Origin of the sequence: Sphingobium aquiterrae (assembly GCF_037154135.1) — a bacterium.
Taxonomy (GTDB): domain Bacteria; phylum Pseudomonadota; class Alphaproteobacteria; order Sphingomonadales; family Sphingomonadaceae; genus Sphingobium; species Sphingobium aquiterrae.
Genome location: NZ_JBANFL010000028.1, coordinates 1 through 18,622, shown reverse-complemented (window position 1 = coordinate 18,622; position 18,622 = coordinate 1). Strand labels below are relative to the sequence as shown.

At 67.1% G+C, this 18,622-nt stretch carries 15 protein-coding genes; 8 read left to right on the top strand and 7 right to left on the bottom strand.

Annotation, left to right across the window (positions count from 1 at the left end; genetic code table 11):
• Nucleotides 1–3 precede the first annotated feature (3 nt).
• The 3 genes from WFP78_RS21200 to WFP78_RS21190 form a co-directional block, all read right to left on the bottom strand.
• Nucleotides 4–984, bottom strand: a complete 981-nt coding sequence (locus WFP78_RS21200) for an ABC transporter substrate-binding protein (RefSeq protein WP_336966433.1) — start codon at nucleotides 982–984, stop codon at nucleotides 4–6.
• Nucleotides 985–1,134, bottom strand: coding sequence for a hypothetical protein (locus WFP78_RS21195; protein ID WP_336966432.1), 150 nt, complete (start codon nucleotides 1,132–1,134; stop codon nucleotides 985–987).
• A gap of 63 nt (nucleotides 1,135–1,197) precedes the next feature.
• On the bottom strand, nucleotides 1,198–2,130 hold the full coding sequence (locus WFP78_RS21190; protein WP_336966431.1) for a LysR family transcriptional regulator: 933 nt from the start codon (nucleotides 2,128–2,130) through the stop codon (nucleotides 1,198–1,200).
• Between the two features lie 100 nt (nucleotides 2,131–2,230).
• On the opposite strand from WFP78_RS21190, the gene WFP78_RS21185 reads away from it, so the two are divergent.
• From WFP78_RS21185 to WFP78_RS21150, 8 genes are all read left to right on the top strand, one after another.
• Nucleotides 2,231–3,418, top strand: a complete 1,188-nt coding sequence (locus tag WFP78_RS21185) for a mandelate racemase/muconate lactonizing enzyme family protein (RefSeq protein ID WP_336966430.1) — start codon at nucleotides 2,231–2,233, stop codon at nucleotides 3,416–3,418.
• A gap of 50 nt (nucleotides 3,419–3,468) precedes the next feature.
• Nucleotides 3,469–4,791 carry a C4-dicarboxylate transporter DctA gene (gene dctA / locus WFP78_RS21180; RefSeq protein WP_336966429.1) on the top strand — a complete coding sequence of 441 codons (1,323 nt, stop codon included), beginning with the start codon at nucleotides 3,469–3,471 and terminating at the stop codon, nucleotides 4,789–4,791.
• Entirely contained in the window at nucleotides 4,788–5,906 is a 1,119-nt protein-coding gene (locus WFP78_RS21175; RefSeq protein WP_336966428.1) for a beta-propeller fold lactonase family protein, read from the top strand. Before dctA ends, WFP78_RS21175 begins: the two co-directional genes overlap by 4 nt.
• Entirely contained in the window at nucleotides 5,903–7,537 is a 1,635-nt protein-coding gene (locus tag WFP78_RS21170) for a DUF885 family protein (RefSeq protein WP_336966427.1), read from the top strand. Before WFP78_RS21175 ends, WFP78_RS21170 begins: the two co-directional genes overlap by 4 nt.
• A gap of 45 nt (nucleotides 7,538–7,582) precedes the next feature.
• Entirely contained in the window at nucleotides 7,583–10,423 is a 2,841-nt protein-coding gene (locus tag WFP78_RS21165) for a TonB-dependent receptor (RefSeq protein WP_336966426.1), read from the top strand.
• 138 nt (nucleotides 10,424–10,561) lie between these two features.
• Nucleotides 10,562–12,127, top strand: coding sequence for a pectate lyase (locus WFP78_RS21160; RefSeq protein WP_336966425.1), 1,566 nt, complete (start codon nucleotides 10,562–10,564; stop codon nucleotides 12,125–12,127).
• Nucleotides 12,127–12,609 carry a hypothetical protein gene (locus WFP78_RS21155; RefSeq protein ID WP_336966424.1) on the top strand — a complete coding sequence of 161 codons (483 nt, stop codon included), beginning with the start codon at nucleotides 12,127–12,129 and terminating at the stop codon, nucleotides 12,607–12,609. Before WFP78_RS21160 ends, WFP78_RS21155 begins: the two co-directional genes overlap by 1 nt.
• A gap of 35 nt (nucleotides 12,610–12,644) precedes the next feature.
• Nucleotides 12,645–14,507 carry a DUF8034 domain-containing protein gene (locus WFP78_RS21150; RefSeq protein ID WP_336966423.1) on the top strand — a complete coding sequence of 621 codons (1,863 nt, stop codon included), beginning with the start codon at nucleotides 12,645–12,647 and terminating at the stop codon, nucleotides 14,505–14,507.
• A gap of 236 nt (nucleotides 14,508–14,743) precedes the next feature.
• Here the strand turns inward: WFP78_RS21150 and WFP78_RS21145 are convergent, their stop codons facing one another.
• From WFP78_RS21145 to kduI, 4 genes are read right to left on the bottom strand one after another with little or no spacing between them, the layout of a single operon-like run.
• Nucleotides 14,744–16,312 (bottom strand): carboxylesterase/lipase family protein, encoded by a 1,569-nt coding sequence (locus tag WFP78_RS21145; protein WP_336966422.1) that lies wholly within the window; start codon nucleotides 16,310–16,312, stop codon nucleotides 14,744–14,746.
• The gene (locus WFP78_RS21140) at nucleotides 16,299–17,309 is read right to left on the bottom strand and encodes a sugar kinase (RefSeq protein WP_336966421.1); all 1,011 of its coding nucleotides are present in this window, start codon (nucleotides 17,307–17,309) and stop codon (nucleotides 16,299–16,301) included. Before WFP78_RS21140 ends, WFP78_RS21145 begins: the two co-directional genes overlap by 14 nt.
• A complete protein-coding gene (locus WFP78_RS21135; protein ID WP_336966420.1) occupies nucleotides 17,306–17,491 on the bottom strand; it encodes a hypothetical protein in 186 nt (61 codons plus the stop codon). The genes WFP78_RS21140 and WFP78_RS21135 overlap by 4 nt, the downstream gene beginning before the upstream one ends.
• A gap of 5 nt (nucleotides 17,492–17,496) precedes the next feature.
• On the bottom strand, nucleotides 17,497–18,330 hold the full coding sequence (gene kduI, locus WFP78_RS21130; RefSeq protein WP_336966419.1) for a 5-dehydro-4-deoxy-D-glucuronate isomerase: 834 nt from the start codon (nucleotides 18,328–18,330) through the stop codon (nucleotides 17,497–17,499).
• Nucleotides 18,331–18,622 lie beyond the last annotated feature (292 nt).

Below are 18,622 nucleotides of genomic sequence, written 5' to 3'. Positions count from 1 at the left end.
GGGTCAGCCTCTCTTGGGGATCTGGGCGTTGAAGCGGGCGTCCCACAAGGGGCGCACATCGACCGGCCTGGGGATGAGCCCGGCCTTCAGGAAGACATCGGCCACCTGCTGCTGCGAGGCGATGGCGGCATCGGTGACGGGGCGAAGCTCGTAACTCGCGCTCTTGCGCCGGAACTGGTCGACGACATAGTCGCGCGGCACGCCGATATCCTGGGCGACGATGGTCGCCCATTCATCCTGATGCGTCGCCGCCCAGGCATAGGCTTTCTGCACCAGCCCCAGATATTCGCCGATGACCCGGCTCTTTTCCGGGTCCGCGAGCGCGTCGACATGGGCCGCGACCAGATAATTGCCCGACAATATGCCATGGGCCGTCCTGAGGATGCGCGCGCCCTCGGTCGCGATCGCGCGCTGGATGGGGAAGCCATAGATCGCCCAGGCATCGAGCGCGCCCTGCGAAAAGGCGGCCGCCCCGTCCGACACGCTCATGGCGACCGGCGTGATGTCACCCCAGCCCAGGCCGGCCTCTTCCAGCATGCGGATCAGGAAATATTGCGCGGTCGTCGCGCGCACATAGCCCACCCGCTTGCCCCTGAGATCGGCGATCGATTGCGCCGCCGAGCCCTTGGGCACCAGCACGACCTGATTATTGACGTCGCCATGCGCGACGGCGATCTGGCGAAAGCTCTGGATGGTCGACGCGGCGGCAAAGACCGGCGGGATTTCGCTCATCCCGCCATAGTCGAGCGATCCGCCGTTCAGCGCCTCGATCACCAGATGGCCGGACGAAAATTCGCTATATTGCAGGTCGAATCCTGCTGGCCGGATGCCGGCGGCCTTGAACAGCAGGCGCGTGTCGCCATCCCCCTTGCCGGTGAGCGAGACGCGCAGGCGGGGCCTGCCGCCCGGCCCGCCACGGCCGCAACCGCCAAGCAGCAGGCAGGCCGAAGCCGCCGCACCCACAAATGCCCGACGCGAGACCATTCAGCGCAGGCCGAACCGTTCTTCGCGCACGCGGCCGATGTCGTCGGAAGCCATGTTGAACAGGATGGCGTCGGCTTCCCTGGAAAGCCCGCGCTTCAAAGCGGCGCGCAGACCGGCCCAACGCGCCCTGAAAGCTTTTGAAAACGCCATTCTTCACCCTCCATTCGGAACCAAGAGGGTTGTTTATCTATCTTTTTGGTGGAGATATGTCTGTCAAGCAATCCTCTCCGACTCATTAGAATTGCTTGAAGCATGCGGATCGCGCGTCATGCGGTCCCAAAAGGCTTCGGCGCTTGCCGTCTGCCGGGACGCCGGGCGGACGACCCGGATGGACAGGGGCACATGCCATTGCGGCCCGCCGGCGACGACCAGGCTGCCGGCGGCGACAGGGTCAGCGACCAGGCTTTCGGGCAGCCAGGCGATCCCCCTTCCCTCCCGCGCCATGCCCAGCAGCGTGGCCGCGAGATGCGCGGAGAACATGCCGTCGAAACGATCCCGGTCGCCGGCAAAGCCCTGCGCCGCCCATATCCGCCCCAGACCCGATTCCGCCGTATAGGCAAGCAACGGCACGCGCTCGTCCCCATCGAGCCGCCAGAGCGGTTCGCCCGCGCCATCGGCGGCGCTATAGGGCACCAGCATATCCTGCCCGACAGTCACCGACCGGAAGCCGGCATTGTCCAGCCGTCCGGGCGCCAGATCGTGATAATGGCACAGCAGGAAATGCACCTGCCCCTGGATCAGCAGGTCCTCGCACGCCGCCATGCTGTCCGACACCAGGCTGACGACCCCGGCCGCGCCCTCGCCCTCCATCGCGCCCATCCAGCGCGGGAAGAAGGTGAAGGACAGCGCATGGGTCGCCGCGATCCGCAGCCGCCCGACTTCCCGCCCATGCGCCTCCCGCGCGGCATCGCGCAATTCCAGCATGCGCCGGATCAAGCCATCCGCATCGCGCTGGAACGCCTGCCCGGCGGCGGTCAGGCCGACACGCGGCCCGCTGCGGTCGAACAGCGGCGCGCCCACCCATTCCTCCAGCAAACGCACCCGGCGGCTGAAGGCCGGCTGGGTGATGTTGCGCAATTCCGCCGCGCGGGAGAAATTGCCCGTCGTCGCCAGGGTGACGAAATCCTCCAGCCAGCTCAGTTCCATGGCCGATGCCCGGTATGCATCGCGGCAGAGAAGATCGGCATTGGAACCCCGGCCCACCCTTCCCTAACCATGCCATATCACCTTCAGCCGGAGAGCCTGCGTGCGCATAGTGGACATACGCGAGAAGACCGTTTCCATCGCTTCGCCTATCGCCAACGCCTATATCGATTTTTCGAAAATGACCTGTTCGGTCGTTGCCCTGATCACCGATATCGTCAGGGATGGCAAGCCGGTCATCGGCTATGGCTTCAACTCCAATGGCCGCTATGGCCAGGGCGCGCTGATGCGGGAACGCTTCTTCCCCCGCCTGCGCGAAGCGCCGGCCGACAGCCTGATCGATCAGGCGAACGACAATCTCGACCCCTTCGCCATCTGGTCGACGCTAATGGCGAACGAGAAGCCGGGCGGCCATGGCGAACGCTCGGTCGCGGTCGGCACCATCGACATGGCGGTGTGGGACGCCGTCGCCAAGATCGCGGGCAAGCCGCTCTATCGCCTGCTTGCCGAACGCTTCGGCACGACGCCGCCCGACGACCGGGTGTGGGTGTATGCGGCGGGCGGCTATTATTATCCGGGCAAGGACCATGCGCAATTGCAGGCGGAGATGCGCCGTTATCGCGACATGGGCTATCGCGTCGTCAAGATGAAGATCGGCGGCGCCGGGCTGGACGAGGACCTGCGCCGGATCGACGCGGTGCTGGAAGTGGTGGGCAGCGGCAGCAACCTGGCCGTGGACGCCAATGGCCGCTTCGACCTGCCCACCGCGATCCGCTATGCAGAGGCGCTGAAACCCTATGGCCTCTTCTGGTATGAGGAAGCGGGCGACCCGCTCGACTATGCGCTGCAGGCCGAGCTTGCCCGCCATTATGACCTGCCGATGGCCACGGGCGAGAATCTCTTCTCGCACCAGGATGCCCGCAACCTGCTGCGCCATGGCGGCATGCGGCCCGACCGCGACTGGCTTCAGTTCGATTGCGCCCTGTCCTATGGCCTGGTCGAATATCTCCGGACGCTCGACGTGCTGAAGGAACTGGGCTGGTCGTCGCGCCGCATCGTGCCGCATGGCGGGCACCAGATGTCGCTCAACATCGCCGCCGGCCTGCATCTGGGCGGCAATGAATCCTATCCCGACGTCTTCCAGCCCTTTGGCGGCTTTGCCGACGGGATCGCGGTGGAGGACGGCTATGTCGCATTGCCCGACGTGCCCGGCGTCGGTTTCGAGGCGAAGGCGAAACTGCATGCCGTCATGCGCGCATTGACGGAGGATATCATGCCGTCAATGGCATGAACGGAGCCCAGGGTCGCCGACAGAGCGGCCGGCACGCGGAAAGGGAGGCGATGGAAAAGCTGAGGCACGCCTTCGGGCAGCTCTATATCCAGGTGCTGGCGGGGATGCTGATCGGCATCCTCACCGGCCTGTTGTGGCCGCAGGTCGGCGCCGGGCTGAAGCCGCTGGCCGACGCCTTCGTCAAGCTCATCAAAATGCTGCTGGCGCCGATCATCTTCGGCACGGTGGCCGTCGGCATCGCGCGCATGGGGAGCCTGAAGGATGTCGGTCGCCTCGGCCTGAAGGCACTCGTCTATTTCGAGATATTGACCAGCATCGCGCTGGCCGTGGGGCTGGTGGTCGCCAATATCGTGAAGCCGGGCGCGGGCATGCATGTCGATGCGCGCGCGCTCGATGCCGGTGCGCTCGCCTCCTTCAAGCTCGCGGGCGGCAGCGACGGCAACGGCGGCGGTGGTGCCAGCGCGTTCCTGCTGCACATCATCCCCGACAGCTTCCTGGGCGCCTTCACCGGCGGCAACATGCTTCAGGTGATCCTGCTCGCGGTGCTGTTCGGCCTTGCCCTTTCGGCCATGGGCGACGCGGGCCGGGGCGTGGGCGACATGGCCGACCAGGTGACGAACGTGCTGTTCCGCATCGTCGGCATGGTCATGCGCCTTGCGCCCATCGGCGCGGGCGCGGGCATGGCCTTCACCATCGGGGAATATGGCGTCGGCACGCTGTGGTCGCTCGGCGCGCTGCTGCTGTGCCTTTACCTGACGACGCTGATCTTCATCTTCGCGGTGCTGGGCAGCGTCGCGCGGATGGCGGGCATCCCGTTCCTCGCCTTCCTGAAGTTCATCCGCGCGGAGATATTGGTGGTGCTCGGCTCCTGTTCCACAGAAGCGGTGCTGCCGGCGATGATGCGCAAGCTGGAGCAGCTGGGCTGCGCGCGGCCGGTGGTGGGCATGGTGCTGCCGGCGGGCTATACGTTCAACACCGACGGCACCTGCATCTACCTCACCATGGCGGCGATCTTCATCGCGCAGGCGACCGACACGCCGCTGACGCTGATGGACCAGCTCACCATCCTCGCGGTGCTGCTGCTGACGTCCAAGGGCTCGGCGGGCGTCGCGGGCGCGGGGTTCGTGACGCTGGCGGCGACGCTTTCGGCCATTCCGGCGATCCCGGTCGCGGGCATCGTGCTCATCCTGGGCGTCGACCGTTTCCTGAACGAAGCCCGCGCCGTCACCAACCTGATCGGCAACGGCGTCGCGACGCTCGCCGTCGCCCGCTGGGACGGCGCGCTGGACGTTGCAAGGGCAAGGGCAGTGCTGCACGGTGACGCATCCGCCGAGATCGAGACATCCCTTGCCGCACAGGACCCCCGGACATGACGATGACGCTGCTCATGATGCTTCTGGCCGGCACGGCCCTGCCCGCCGACTTCGCCCTTTCCGCCAATGACGGGAAGCAGCAGCTTGTCGAGGGCAGGCAGATCGTGCCGCCCGATCCCGCGCCCGACAGCCTTTCGGTGATCGACCTTTCCGGCCCCCGCATCGTCGCATCGGTCGCGGTGCCCGCCAGCGTCATCGGCCCGCCGCGCAGCGTGGCGATCGCGCCCGATCGCAGCTTTGCGCTGGTCACGTCGGCCCGCCGGGTGGAGCATGGCGCACTGGTGCCGGACGATCTTGTCAGCCTGGTCGACCTGCGCGGACCAAAGCCCGTGGTCTCCGCCACCCTGCATGCGGGCGCCGGCGCGGCGGGCGTCGCCATCAGCCCCGACGGCAGGACCGCGCTCGTCGCGAACCGGACGGAAGGGACGCTCTCGATCTTCGCCATTGCCGGCCAGGCCCTGTCCCCCGCCGGAACGATCGCCATCGGCCCGGGCACTTCCCCCGCCCAGCCGCTTTTCTACGATGGCGGGCGCCATGTGCTGCTGACGCGGGACGGGGATCACAGGATATCCGTCCTCGCCATGGTGGACGGGAAAATGACACCGCTTTCCCTGACGCTGGCGCCGGGCCTGCGCCCCTATGCCATCGACACCGCGGGGCCGCGCACCCATGCGGTGGTCGGCAATATCGGCGGCGGCGGGCACGACATCGACACCATCGCGCTGATCCTGCTCGACGGCGCCACGCCGCGCGTGGTGGACAGTGTGGCGGTGGGCCTGACGCCCGAGGGGTTGAAGATGTCGCCCGACGGTCGTTTCGTGGCGATCACCGTCAATGACGGCTCCAACGCCGCGCCGGGATCGCCCCGCTATCACAAGGACGGCATCCTCCAGGTCTGGGAGATCGCCGGGGACAGGCTCCGCCTCGTCACGCAGGCGCCGATGGGCCGCTGGGGCCAGGGCGTTGCCTGGTCCCGCGACGGGCGGACCATCCTTGCCCAGGCGATGGATCAGCGGCGGATTGACGTCTTCGCTTTCGACGGCAAGACATTGCGGCACAAGCCGGCCATCGCGATGCCGGCGGGACCGGCCGCAATGGCCACGGAGGATCGATGAACAGGCGAGAGGCGATCAAGACGGTCGCGGGCGCGGCGCTGGCGGGAAGCATGGCCGGGAGCATGGCAGGCCGGATCGCCGCCCAGCCCCCGGCAAAGGGCCATGACCATGCCCAGCCCCCGACATGGGACGACAAGGATGCCCAGCGCCCGAAGGGAAGCCATGACGACGCCCTGCGGCGCCTGCTCGACAGGCTGGCCGGTGCGGACGATCCCGCCGAAGGCGTCGAGGCGTTGGCCGCCTTCGATCCCGCCACGCTGTCGCCCTATGCCCGGCTGGACCGGGATGCCGTTCTGGCCGGGCGCCGCATGGACGCGCAGATCGGGAAGGGCTGGCCCTATGGCATCGTCGGCGAGACGCCCTATGCGGTCTCGCCGGTTGCGGGCGCATGGCGCAGGGCCGGAACTGGGGCCAGCGCGGACGCGGCGACCATCGACCGGGAAACCGACCGGCTCCGCGCGGACGCCGCGCAGGGCGTGCGCCTCCCTCGTCCCCTGCTGGACCAGACGATCGCGGCGGTCTTGGGCGCGGCGGTCTTGGGCGCGGCGGTTTCCGGCGCGGCGGCGGATGCGGGAGCCCATGGCGCCGGGCCGGCCGCCGATGCCCTGCGGCGGCAGGCCGCGGCCCTCTCTGCCTTGCGCGAGGCCAGCCCGGCCGAGCCGGGCGTATGGCAATTGCCGCGGGGCGACGCCTATTATGCGGCGATGCTCCGGCGCCAATGCGGTGGGGCGATCACCCCGGCACAGGCGCATCGCCGCTTCCTGAAGGAAGCCGAAGCGCTCTCGCGCCGCGCGGACAGCCTCATGCGCGGCATGGGGATGGATCGCGGCACGGTCGGCGACCGGTTCCGGACGCTGTCGGACGATCCACGCTGGCTTTACAGCGACGACGATGCCGGGCGCGATACCGCCGTCGCCGACATGAACCGCTGGCTCGACAGGTCCCGCGCCCGCCTGCCCGCATTGCTTGGCCCGGTGCCCGGCGACATGGCGGCCATTCGCGTCCTGCGCATGACGCCCGCCGATGAGGCGCGCGGCCGATCCGGCTATCGGCGCCTGCCCGGCGGCACGCAGGCGGGCGCCTATTTCGTCGACCTCAAGGATATCCGCCGCCGCCCGTCATGGACCCTGCCCGGCGTCGTCCATCATGAACTGCTGCCGGGGCATCTGGCACAGGCCGCCTTCGCCGCGCTTGCCCCGGCCCACCCCCTGCGCGAGCGCTATGCGCCGGGCTTTTCCGAAGGTTGGGCGATCTATGCCGAGCGATTGATGGCGGCCGATGGCGCCTTCGCCAGCGACCCTCGCGCCGAACTGGGCCATCTCCACTGGATGATGTTCCGCATTTGCAGAGCACTGGTTGACACCGGTGTCCATTATAGGCGATGGTCACTTTCGGAGGCACGGACAACCGTCGCGGCACTTCAGGGCAATGCCGTCGCGTTCGCGCCGATGGAGAGGGATATGGAAAGAATCTGCATGGCTCCCGGCAATCGTGCCGCCGAAGCACTGACCTGGCTCGGCATTGCCGACCTGCGCGCCGGTGCCGGCGGCCGGATGATCCCCTTCCATGCCACGCTGCTGCGCAACGGCCCGGTGCCGTTGGCTTTTCTGGCCGGCGATCCCGGCATGTGACGCAGGAAAGGCTGTCACGACAATAATCGATAAAGGGAGAGAGACATGACAAGGATGACGAGAAAGTCGCACATGGCGCGCCTGACGGGCGCATCGCTGCTCGCGGTTGCGGCCGCCGGGCTGCTGGCCGGCACGGCCCACGCCCAGTCCGCCGAAGCCGCCCCCCAGGCGCTTCCGGAGGGTGAAACCGCCGACATCGTGGTTACCGGTTTCCGCAGCAGCCTCGCCAAGGCCATCGACCTGAAGCGCAGCGAAGCGGCGTCCGTCGATTCGATCCTGGCGGAGGACATCGGCAAGTTCCCCGACCTCAACCTGTCCGAATCGATCCAGCGCATCCCTGGCGTCGCCATTTCGCGCGACGGCGGCGAAGGGCGGCAGATTTCCGTGCGCGGCCTTGGCCCACAATTCACCCGCGTGCGCATCAACGGCATGGAGGCGATGAGCAGCGCCGGCGGTGCCGACGCCAGCGGCGGCACCAATCGCGGCCGCGGCTTCGACTTCAATGTCTTCGCCTCCGACCTGTTCAACGAGATCAGCGTGCGCAAGAGCGCGGAAGCCTCGGTCGAGGAAGGCTCGCTGGGCGCCACCGTCGACCTGCGCACGGCGCGGCCGTTCGACTATGGCGAGTTCACCCTCGTCGCCTCGGCCCAGGGCAGCTATAACGACCTGTCCGAAAAGGCATCGCCGCGCGGCGCCTTCCTGATCTCCGACACCTTTGCCGACGGCACCATCGGCGTCCTCTTGTCGGCCGCCTATGGCAGGCGCAAGATCGTGGAGGAGGGCTATTCCACGGTCCGCTGGGCCAAGGGCTCATCCTTCGCGCCCGGCTTCGAAAGCGTGCTGGGCCAGAATTGCGCCACCAACCCGGCCGCCTGCGCCACGGCGAACGATGCGCTCCACCCGCGCTTCCCGCGCTACGACCTCTACACCAACGACATCGAGCGCCTCGGCGCCACCGCGTCGATCCAGTTCCGGCCGAGCGACAACACCACGATCAGCATCGACGGCCTCTATGCCGACTTCAAGGTGAAGCGCGGCGAATATTATCTCGAAGCGCCCTCGTTCAGCGCCGCGGGGGCCTGCACCGCCGCCACCCGGCCGACGACCTGCGGCATCGCCGACACCGACATCACGGCCATGACCATCGACAATGGCGTCATGACATCGGGCACGTTCAACGATGTCGACCTGCGCGTCGAGAACCGCAACGACCGCTCCAAGACCAAGTTCCGCCAGATTTCCGCCGATATCGAGCAGAAGCTGGGCGAGCGCCTCACCTTCACCGGCTTTGCCGGCTATTCGAAGTCGGATTTCAACAATCCGATCCAGAACACCGTCATCCTCGATTCCTACAATAGCGACGGCTACAGCTATGATTATACGAACCCGCGCAGCCCGGTGTTCGATTTCGGCAGCACCGACGTTTCCAATCCCGGCAACTGGACCCTCGCCCAGCTCCGCCTGCGCGGGGCGCGCGCGACCAATGAGTTCAAGACCTTCCAGGCGAACCTGAAATGGCAGGTGACGGACGATTTCGATTTCACCGGCGGCCTCAACTACAAGAAATATGATTTCGACACGCTGGAGCTGCGCCGGTCCAACGGCACCACATCGAACCGCGAGGCGGTGATCCCCGCCGAAGTCGCAGCGATCCCGCTGTCGGAATATACCAAGGTCATCAGCTTCGCGGGCACATCCTTCGTCGTGCCCGACTATGCGACCGCCGCCGAAAAGCTGCACCTGGAAGACCAGAGCATCTATAACGGCGCTTTCAGGCTGGGGACGGAGCCTGCGCTCGGGTCGAAAAGCCAGGTGGGCGAGAAAGACAAGAGCGCCTGGTTCCAGGCCAATTTCAAGACCGAGATCGCCGGCATCCCGGTTCGCGGCAATGCCGGCATGCGCTATGTCGAGACCAACCAGAGCGCGACCGGCTATGTCTTCTCCAGCGGCGCTGCGCAGCAGGTGACGACGAAGCGCAGCTATGAGGACTGGCTGCCGTCGGTCAATGTGGTGATCGAACCGGCGCAGAACCTGATCCTGCGCCTTGCCGCCGCCCGCGTCATGGCCCGCCCCGATCTTGGCAGCCTGCCGCCCGGCGCGGCCATCTCCGTCTCCGGATCGGGCCGGTCGGTCAGCATCGGCAACCCCAATCTCGACCCCTATCGCGCCGCCACTTACGACGCGGCGGTCGAATGGTATTTCCAGCCGGGCGCCCTGCTGTCCATCGCCGTGTTCCAGAAGGATATCAGCAGCTTCGTCCAGACGGTGCAGACGCCGGGCAGCGTGTTCTCCGACAACCCCTTCGGCCTGCCGGACAGCTTTGCCATCGCCGCGTGCGGCACCACGCCCAACTGCGCGCCCAACCTCAACAACTGGACGTTCAGCGCCCCGGCCAATTCGCCCGGCGGCCGCCTGCGCGGATTCGAGGTGAGCTTCCAGCAGCCGCTGAAGTTCCTGCCCGGCTTCCTCAGCAATACCGGCGTGTTGCTGAACTACACCCAGGTCAGCTCACGCATCCAGTATCTGGCCGCCAACGGATCGGTCGCGACGGTCGACGACCTGACCGGCCTGTCGAAGCGCTCGGCCAACGCCACCCTCTATTATGAGGACAGCGTGTTCAGCGCCCGCGTCTCCGGCGCCTATCGCAGCAAATATCTGACCCGCGTGCCCGGCAACGAGGTCGGCACCGATGTCGACGGCACCAACGGCACGTTCAACCTCGATGCCTCGATGCAGTTCACCCTCAACGACCATTTCAAGCTGTCGCTGGAGGCCGTGAACCTGACCGACGAATATCAGGACCAGTTCAACGACAGCCGCGACCTGCTCTCGGTCTATCGTCACACCGGCCGCGAGTTCATCGCCGGCATCCGCTACACCTTCTGACGGGGCGCGGCAGGGGCGCGGGGCGGTTCGCCGCGCCGCGCCCCTGGCCCCGGACGATCGACCCAACGACAGAACGACTTTGCAAGGGAACAGGACGGCATGAAAGGCGCAGGAACACGCTGGCTACGACAGGGCATCATGGCAATCGCGCTGGCCGCTACGGTGGCGACGCCCGCTTATGCCGCGCCCGGCCGGAAGCAGATCACCGACACGATGAAGCGGGCCACCCGGTTCATGGTGGAAAAGGTCGCGACCAATGGCGGCTATGTCTGGTCCTACCTGCCCGACATGTCGCGCCGCTGGGGCGAGATGGAGGCCTATCCCTCGATGGTCTGGGTCCAGCCGCCGGGCACCGGCACTATGGGCCACCTGTTCCTCGACGCCTATCACGCAACGGGCGACGAATATTATTACCAGGCGGCGGAAAAGGCCGCCGACGCGCTGATCTCCGGCCAGCAGCCGAGCGGCGGCTGGCATTATTTCATCGACTTCGGCGGCGAGGCATCGACCCGGCAATGGTATGACACCATCGGCAAGAATGCGTGGCGGCTGGAGGAATTCCAGCATTATTGGGGCAACGCCACCTTCGACGATGCCGGCACGTCGGAAGCGATGCAGTTCCTGCTGCGCCTCTATGTCGAGAAGCGCGATCCCAAATATCGCCCGGCGCTGGAGAAGGCGATCGACTTCGTGCTGGAGAGCCAATATCCGGTCGGCGGCTGGCCGCAGCGCTATCCGCTGAAGAACGAGTTCGCCCATCACGGCAAGCCCGATTATTCCAGCTTCATCACTTTCAACGACGATGTCGCGGGCGAGAATATCAAGTTCCTGCGGATGTGCTATCAGGCGCTGGGCGAGAACCGGGTGCTCGACGCGATCAACCGCGCGATGACCGTCTATCTGGTGACGCAGCAGGGCAAACCCCAGCCGGGCTGGGCGCTGCAATATACGGTCGACCTGAAACCGTCGGGCGCGCGCACCTATGAGCCGACCGCGCTGGCCACCCATGCGACGGCGGGCGCCCTCAGCCAGCTCATGGATTTCTATCGCCTGACCGGCGACACCAAGTTCCTGGCCCGCATCCCCGAAGCGCTGGACTGGCTGGACAGCCTCCGCCTGCCCGACGCGCAGGTGAAGGACGGCAAGGCCTATCCCTCCTTCGTGGAGATCGGCACCGACAAGCCGCTCTACATCCACCGCCGCGGGTCCAACGTGGTCAACGGCGCCTATTATGTCGATTATGACCCGGCCAACACCGTCATCCATTATGGATCGACCCGCGCCCTCGACGTTGCCGGCCTGCGCCGCCGATATGAGGCGCTGAAGGCGTCGAACCCGGCGGAGATCGCGAAGGATTCGCCGCTCAAGCCCGGCCCGGCCAAACCCCTGCCCCGCTATTTCCTGCTCGACATGGGCAAGATATCGGACCTCAACACGTCGAAGGAGGAAGCCAGCGCCGACGGGCTGGTGAAGAGCCTCAATGCCGATGGCTGGTGGCCCACCGAGCTGAAGGCGACCAGCAATCCCTACAAGGGCGACGGATCGCCGGCGGCGCAGCCGGGCGACTATCGCGAAACCCGCGTCGGCGACGCGACCGACACATCGCCCTATTTCGCCGAGAAGCCGGTGATCGGCATCTCCACCGGCACCTATATCGAGCATATGGAGACGCTGATCGCCGCGCTCCAAAAGGTGGGGGCGTGATGCGCGGCCCGCTCGCCCTCGCTCTGGCGACGCTCGCATCCGCCGCGCAGGCGCAGTCGGGCGACATCGTCACCCGCCTCGCCCCCGGCGACCTGCCGGAGGCGGTGAGGGCGGCCGTCGCGGCCATGGCGCCGACCACCCGGATCACCGGCGCCGAGCGCAAGCAACGCCAGGGCCGGGTCTATTATGATGTCGAGGGCCAGACGCCCGACGGCGCGGATGTCGAGTTCGACCTGCTGCAGGAAGGCGCCGCCTTCCATGTCGTGGAGATGCAGCGCGACATCGCCTGGGGCGCGGTGCCGGCCATCGCCCGCAGCGCCGCCCGGGCCCCCTTCGTGCCGGCCCGTGTCATCGAAAGCACGCAGACCGACCGCAGCGTCATCTATGAGCTGTTCGCGCCGGGCAAGGCCGACACGCCCATGATCGAGGTGCGCGTCCGCAACGGCAAGGCGGAACGCCTCAAGGAAGCCTGGCCGCACTGACCATCGACCAGCGACCACCCCATCGGGAGACCCCAATGCCCCGCGCCCCTGCCCACCCCTCTCCCCTTCGTCCCGCGCCCTTTCGTCTTGCCTCCCTTCGCCTCAGCCTGGCCACGACGCTGGCCCTGGCGCTCTCGTCGCCTGTCGTCCCGGCGCTGGCCCAGAATGCCGCCCCGACGATCGCCGTCGATCGCCCCATGGCCCCGCCCGACTGGGCGCTCGCCGAACGGCGCCTGATGGACCTCAACGCGCAGGGCGTCGCCATGTTCGTCGCCCGCTATGTCGACGGGCGCGGCTATCTCAAAGGCCCCGAACATTGGGGCATCACCGACGGGCCGGACGACAGCGTCGAGCCGATCCGCAACTGGCCGCTCGCCCATGCGCTGGGCGGGCCGGAGTCGATCATCAGGAGCTGGCAGTTCGTCTGGGAAGGCCATGTCAACCAATATTCCCGCGCCAGGGTGCCGGAGGTCGAGTCGGCGAAGGACGGCATCTACCAGCGCGAATTCATGCCCTCCTTCGACTGGGAGCATATCGGCGAGGGATTGTCGGGCTTCTATTTCTATGGCCTCAGCCAGCCAGACGACCCCGCCTATGCGACACGCCTGCGCCGCTTTGCCGGCTTCTATCTGGGCGAAGACCCCGCCGCGCCCAATTACGACCCGAAGCTGAAGATCATCCGCAGCCTGTTCAACGGTTCGAAAGGCCCCAATCTGGGCGCGCCGACGCCGACCGACTGGGATGGGCCGCCCGTGCCCGGCGGCAATCCCGCCCGCCGCACCCGCTTCCTGAAGGCGACGAACATCAAGGGCGATCATCCGCTCAACCTTGGCAGCACCAACCTTGCCATGAACGCCTATATGGTGACGGGCGACACGAAATATCGCGACTGGCTGCTGGGCTATGTCGATGCATGGAAGGATCGGATCGCCCGCAACGGCGGCAACATCCCGTCCAATATCGGCCTGGACGGCAGCATCGGCGGCGAATGGGGCGGCAAATGGTATGGCGGCGTGTTCGGCTGGAACTCGCCCGACGAAGGCATCCGCAACTATGTGCTACGCGGCCCGCCCGAAGCGTTCGGCAATGCGCTGCTGCTGACCGGCGACCAGGGCTATACGCAGGTGCTGCGCCGCCAGATCGACAATCTCTATGCCCAGAAACGGCAGGAGGGCGGCAAGACGCTGATCCCCGTCTATCATGGCGACAAGGGATGGTATGGCTATTACGACGTCGACGGCCGCTCGCCGGGGCTCGGCAACCGGCGCGATGTGGAGGAGGACATCTACCTCTGGTCACTGAACCCGGCGGACCTCGATCGCCTGTCGAAGAACCCGTGGATCGGCTGGCTGCGGGGCGGCGACCCCAGCTATCCGTTCAGGGCATTGCAGGCGGATATCGAGGGCCTGCGCAAGGCCGCCGAGATATTGCGCCACGACGACAGCAGCATGGGCTATCCGCCCGACGACACGCGCTGGGCCAACAGCAACCCGGTGGCGACCACGGCGCTGATCAACCTGACCATGGGATCGCCCGATCCGGGCGGTTCGGGCCATGGGCCGCTTGCCCTGCATGCGCAGGTCCGCCATTTCGATCCGGTCGCCCACCGTGCCGGCCTGCCGCCGGACGTCGCCGCGCTGGTGGAGAAGATCCGGCTGGAATCCGTGGTGCTGACCCTGGTCAACACCAATGCGCTGGAGCCGCGCACCGTGACGGTGCAGATGGGCGCCTATGGCGAGCATCAGGCCACCAGCGTGCAGATCGGCACCGCGGCCCCCCGCAAGGTCGATGCCGCCGCCTTCACCGTGAAGCTGGCGCCCGGTGCGGGCGAGACGCTGACCATCGGCATCCGCCGCTATGCCAACCAGCCGACGCTCACATTCCCCTGGGACCGGTGATCGGATGATCGCGCGGGCGCATCGCCGCCTTTTCCCGACATAAAAAGGGCCAGCCGCCATGTGCAGATGGCGGCTGGCCCTGAGCCGTATCGGCGGCCGAGCCACCTTCGGCTGTCTCGCATGGGCGGCACTGCCGCCTTGGAAACCGGTGTCATAACCATGGCAACGATCCCGGCGAAAGTCAATCCGGCATGGCAGCCAAGCGCGCTGGCCCAGCCTCGCCCAGATGGCCGAAATCAGCTTCCGGGCTGGATATAGGGCACGCGCGCGAACAATTCCCGTTCCCAGGCGCGCGGATCGTCCTCGATCCGGCTTTCGACGTCGAAGATCATCGTCGCGCGCCGGTCCAGCCGATATTGCGGCCAGTCGGGCAGGCCGGGAGCATTGGGATTTCCCGTCCGCGCGAAGGCGAGATAGCGGTCCATCACCGCCCGCGACGCGGCCTGCGCACCCGCCCCGGTGCCGGTCGAGGAGCGCGGCGCGTCGAGCGTGCCGAAGCCGAGCGCGATGTCCATGCCGTGCGGCGCACCACGCTCCGGCCGGACCGGCGAGGCGAAGTCGACCTGATAGACCCAGCTGGGCGCATCGGCGCGGGCGCGGGCCTCCGCCTCCACCACCTGCCCGGGCCAGCTCCGCCCGGCGGTGGTGGCGGCATAGAACAGCCGTTCGGCCGACCAGTCGGGATAGCGCGCACGATATTGGGCCACCACCCATTCGGGCAGGATGTCCATCCGCAGTTCCGGCGCCATGCGCGCGGCGATATTGCTCCAGTCCAGCCCCTTGAGCTTCGGCCCCGTGGGGTCGATGAAGGCGCGGGTCTCGTCATGGGTGTTGCCCAGCATCATCGGCACGGCATTGCCGATCGGGTTCGCATCCGGCCAGAAGGGATGGCGGACCAGCCATTTCATGTCGAGCACCGGCCCCATATAGAGGCCCCCGCCCAGGATCGGGTCCTGCGCGGCCAGCCCGTCGACCAGCTTTTCCATCGGCATGGTCAGCAGCGGCGCGATGTCGCCGGACGCCAGGCCGAGCTTCGCCAGATAGGCGTCCGTCCGGCGCGAGGCATTGAGTGGCCCGGATGCCGTCACCTGCTGCCCGCTCATCGTGATCGCACGATGGAACAGGCCGCGCGCCGCCGGCATCCCCATCATCGTCGCGATCTTGGCGCCGCCGCCCGACTGGCCAAAGACCAGCACATTGGCCGGATCGCCGCCGAACGCCGCGATATTGTCCCGCACCCATGTCAGCGCGAGGATGAGGTCGAGCTGCCCCGCATTGCCGCTGTCGGCAAAGCGCGGATCGCGCCGGGGAAGATAAAGATAACCGAAGATGTTCAGGCGATGGTTGACCGTCACCACCACCGCGTCGCCCCGCGCCGCCAGCTTGTCCCCATAGGTCAGCGGATCGATGACGGTGCCGTTGGAATAGGCGCCGCCATGGATATAGACCATCACCGGGCGTTTCGCCTGCGGCTCCAGTCCCGGCGTCCAGATGTTGAGGAACAGGCAATCCTCGCTCTGGCGCTCCTGCCCCCGGCCCTGCGGACAGGAGGCCGCGAACTGCGTCGCATCGGCAATGCCGTCCCACGGATCGGGCGCGCGCGGCGCCTGGAAGCGATGACCGGCGGTGTCCTGGCCATAGCGCAGGCCGCGGAACACATGCACGCCGCCCTCGCGCGTGCCCCGCACCCGCCCGGCGCGGGTGCGGACGACGGGCGACGCGGCCCGGGCGGGGGTCGTGGCAAGGCCCATGGCGGCCAGGGCGGCAGCGCCCTTGAGTATCGCGCGGCGATCAGCGTCGGACATCCAGCTCTCCTGTCAGGAAGGTGTCGAGATCGCCTTGCCCGAACAGGCTGGCATCGCCGGGCAGCGAATGCTTGAGCGCTGTCAGGGCAAGTCCGGCCTCCGCTGCACCTTCGATATTGGCGGGGTCGGCAAGAAAGCCATGGAGCAGCCCGGCCGCGAAGGCGTCACCCGCGCCGATGCGGTCGACAATGCCGGAAATGGCGACGTCCCGCGTCTGCACGGCCCTGTCCGGCGTGTCGATCCGCGCCGAGATCCGATGGCGGTCCGCATCCTCCACATGGCGCGCCGTGGACGCGATCAGGCGCAGCCGGGGGAAAGCCGCGAAGCCCGCCTCTGCTGCTTCGCGCCGCCGGTCGGTGCCGTCGCCGGAGAAGCTTCGACCCAGCAGCAGCGACATATCGCGATGGTTGCCGAACAGGATGTCGGCCATGCCGATCAGCTCGGTCAACAGCGACCGCGGATCGCTGTCCCATGCATCCCACAGCCGCGCGCGGTAATTGCCGTCGAAGATCAGCGTCAGCCCCTTCGCCCTGGCCGCGCGCGCGGCGGCGAGCGCCGCTGCCGCCGAGCGCGGGCCGAGCGCCGGCGTGATGCCCGACAGATGGAGATGCGTGGCCCCTTCGAGCGCGGCATCCCAGTCGAAGTCCTCCGGCCCCGCCAGCGCAAAGGCGCTGCCGGCCCGGTCATAGACGATGTCCGATGCGCGCAGCCCGGCACCCGGCGTCAGGAAATACAGCCCCATCCGCCCTGGCGCCGTCGCGACATGGGTGCAATCGACGCCCGCCCCCATCAGCGCGCCCGTCGCCAGCTGGCCCAGCGCGTTGTCGGGCACATGGCTGATCATCCGGGTGGCATGGCCCAGGCTCGCAAGGCCAATGGCGACATTGGCCTCCGCCCCGCCGACATGCACATCCAGATGGCGGGCGGAACGCAGCAATTGCCGGCCGGGTGGCGACAGGCGCACCAGCAGTTCACCGAAGAAAGCAAGGCAGGTCATGCGCGGCCCTTCACGGACAAGAGGGGGAAATGGCGCGGGCGGCGGAGGCCAGCGGCCATGCCGCCGGCCATGGCGCGGCTGCGGCATCGTGCGGCGCGGGTCTCACCGGCCTGGAGGGCAACGATGCCCGCGCCCGCTTCGGCCGGCGCCATCCTGCCCGAAAGATCGAAGGGACGCGCCATGCGCCTCACTTCAACTGGCAGATATCGAGGACATTCATGTCGGTATAGTCGAGATTTTCGCCGCCCATGGCCCAGATGAAGGCATAGCTCTTGGTGCCCGATCCCATATGCACAGACCATGGCGGGGAGATCACCGCATCCTCATTGCCGATCACGATATGGCGCATCGCATCGGGCTCGCCCATATAGTGGAACACCCGGTCGCCGCCCTGCAGGTCGAAATAGAGATAGATCTCGCTGCGGCGGTCGTGGAGATGCGGGGGCATGGTGTTCCACACGCTGCCGGTCTCCAGCACGGTCAGGCCCATCAGCAGCTGCGCGCTCTCGCACACGCCGGGGATGACCAGCTGGTAGATGGTGCGGTGGTTGGAGTTGGCAAGGTCGCCGCGCTCCAGCGGATTGGCCTCGGCAAATGTGATCTTCCTGATCGGGCAGGCTTTGTGCGCGGGCAGCGAGGCGATGTAGAAGCGCGCATCGGCCCCTTCCAGCAGCACCTCCTTCGACCCCATGGGCACGTAGAGGCATTCCTTGTTGCCCAGTTCATAGCGCGCGCCGTCGACCATGATCGCGCCGGGGCCGCCGATATTGACGATGCCCGCCTCGCGCCGCTCCAGGAACGGATGGCCCGCAGCCGAGGCCGGCACGACCTGATCGGGAAGCTTGAGCGTCTGCCCGGCGGGCACCGCCCCACCGATCACGAAGCGTTCATTGTGCGAATAGTTGAGCACGACCTGGCCCTCAACGAACATGCCCTCAACCAGATAACGATCCCGCAGGGACGCATTGTCGACACAGTCCATCATCTCCGGATGCGTCGCGTGATAGGTCTTCTGAAACATGGAAAAGCCCCTCGCCTAACTGCGCCGGAATCATGCAGACACCGGTGTCAACTTTAGTCGAAAAGGCTCCTATCAGGCTTGCGCGGACCGCGCAACCGATCCGGAAAGGTCGGATGCCGCTTCGCTTCCACAGACCGGAACACAGCCCGGGCACGGCAGCGAAAACAAAAGCGAAAGGGCCCGGTCACATATGGCCGGGCCCTTTGGGTGCTGTGGTTGTGCTGTTGTTGTTGGTTATCAGATGCCTGTGACGGGATGCCCCTTGCTTGCGAGGCTTCGTGTGCGGCCATAG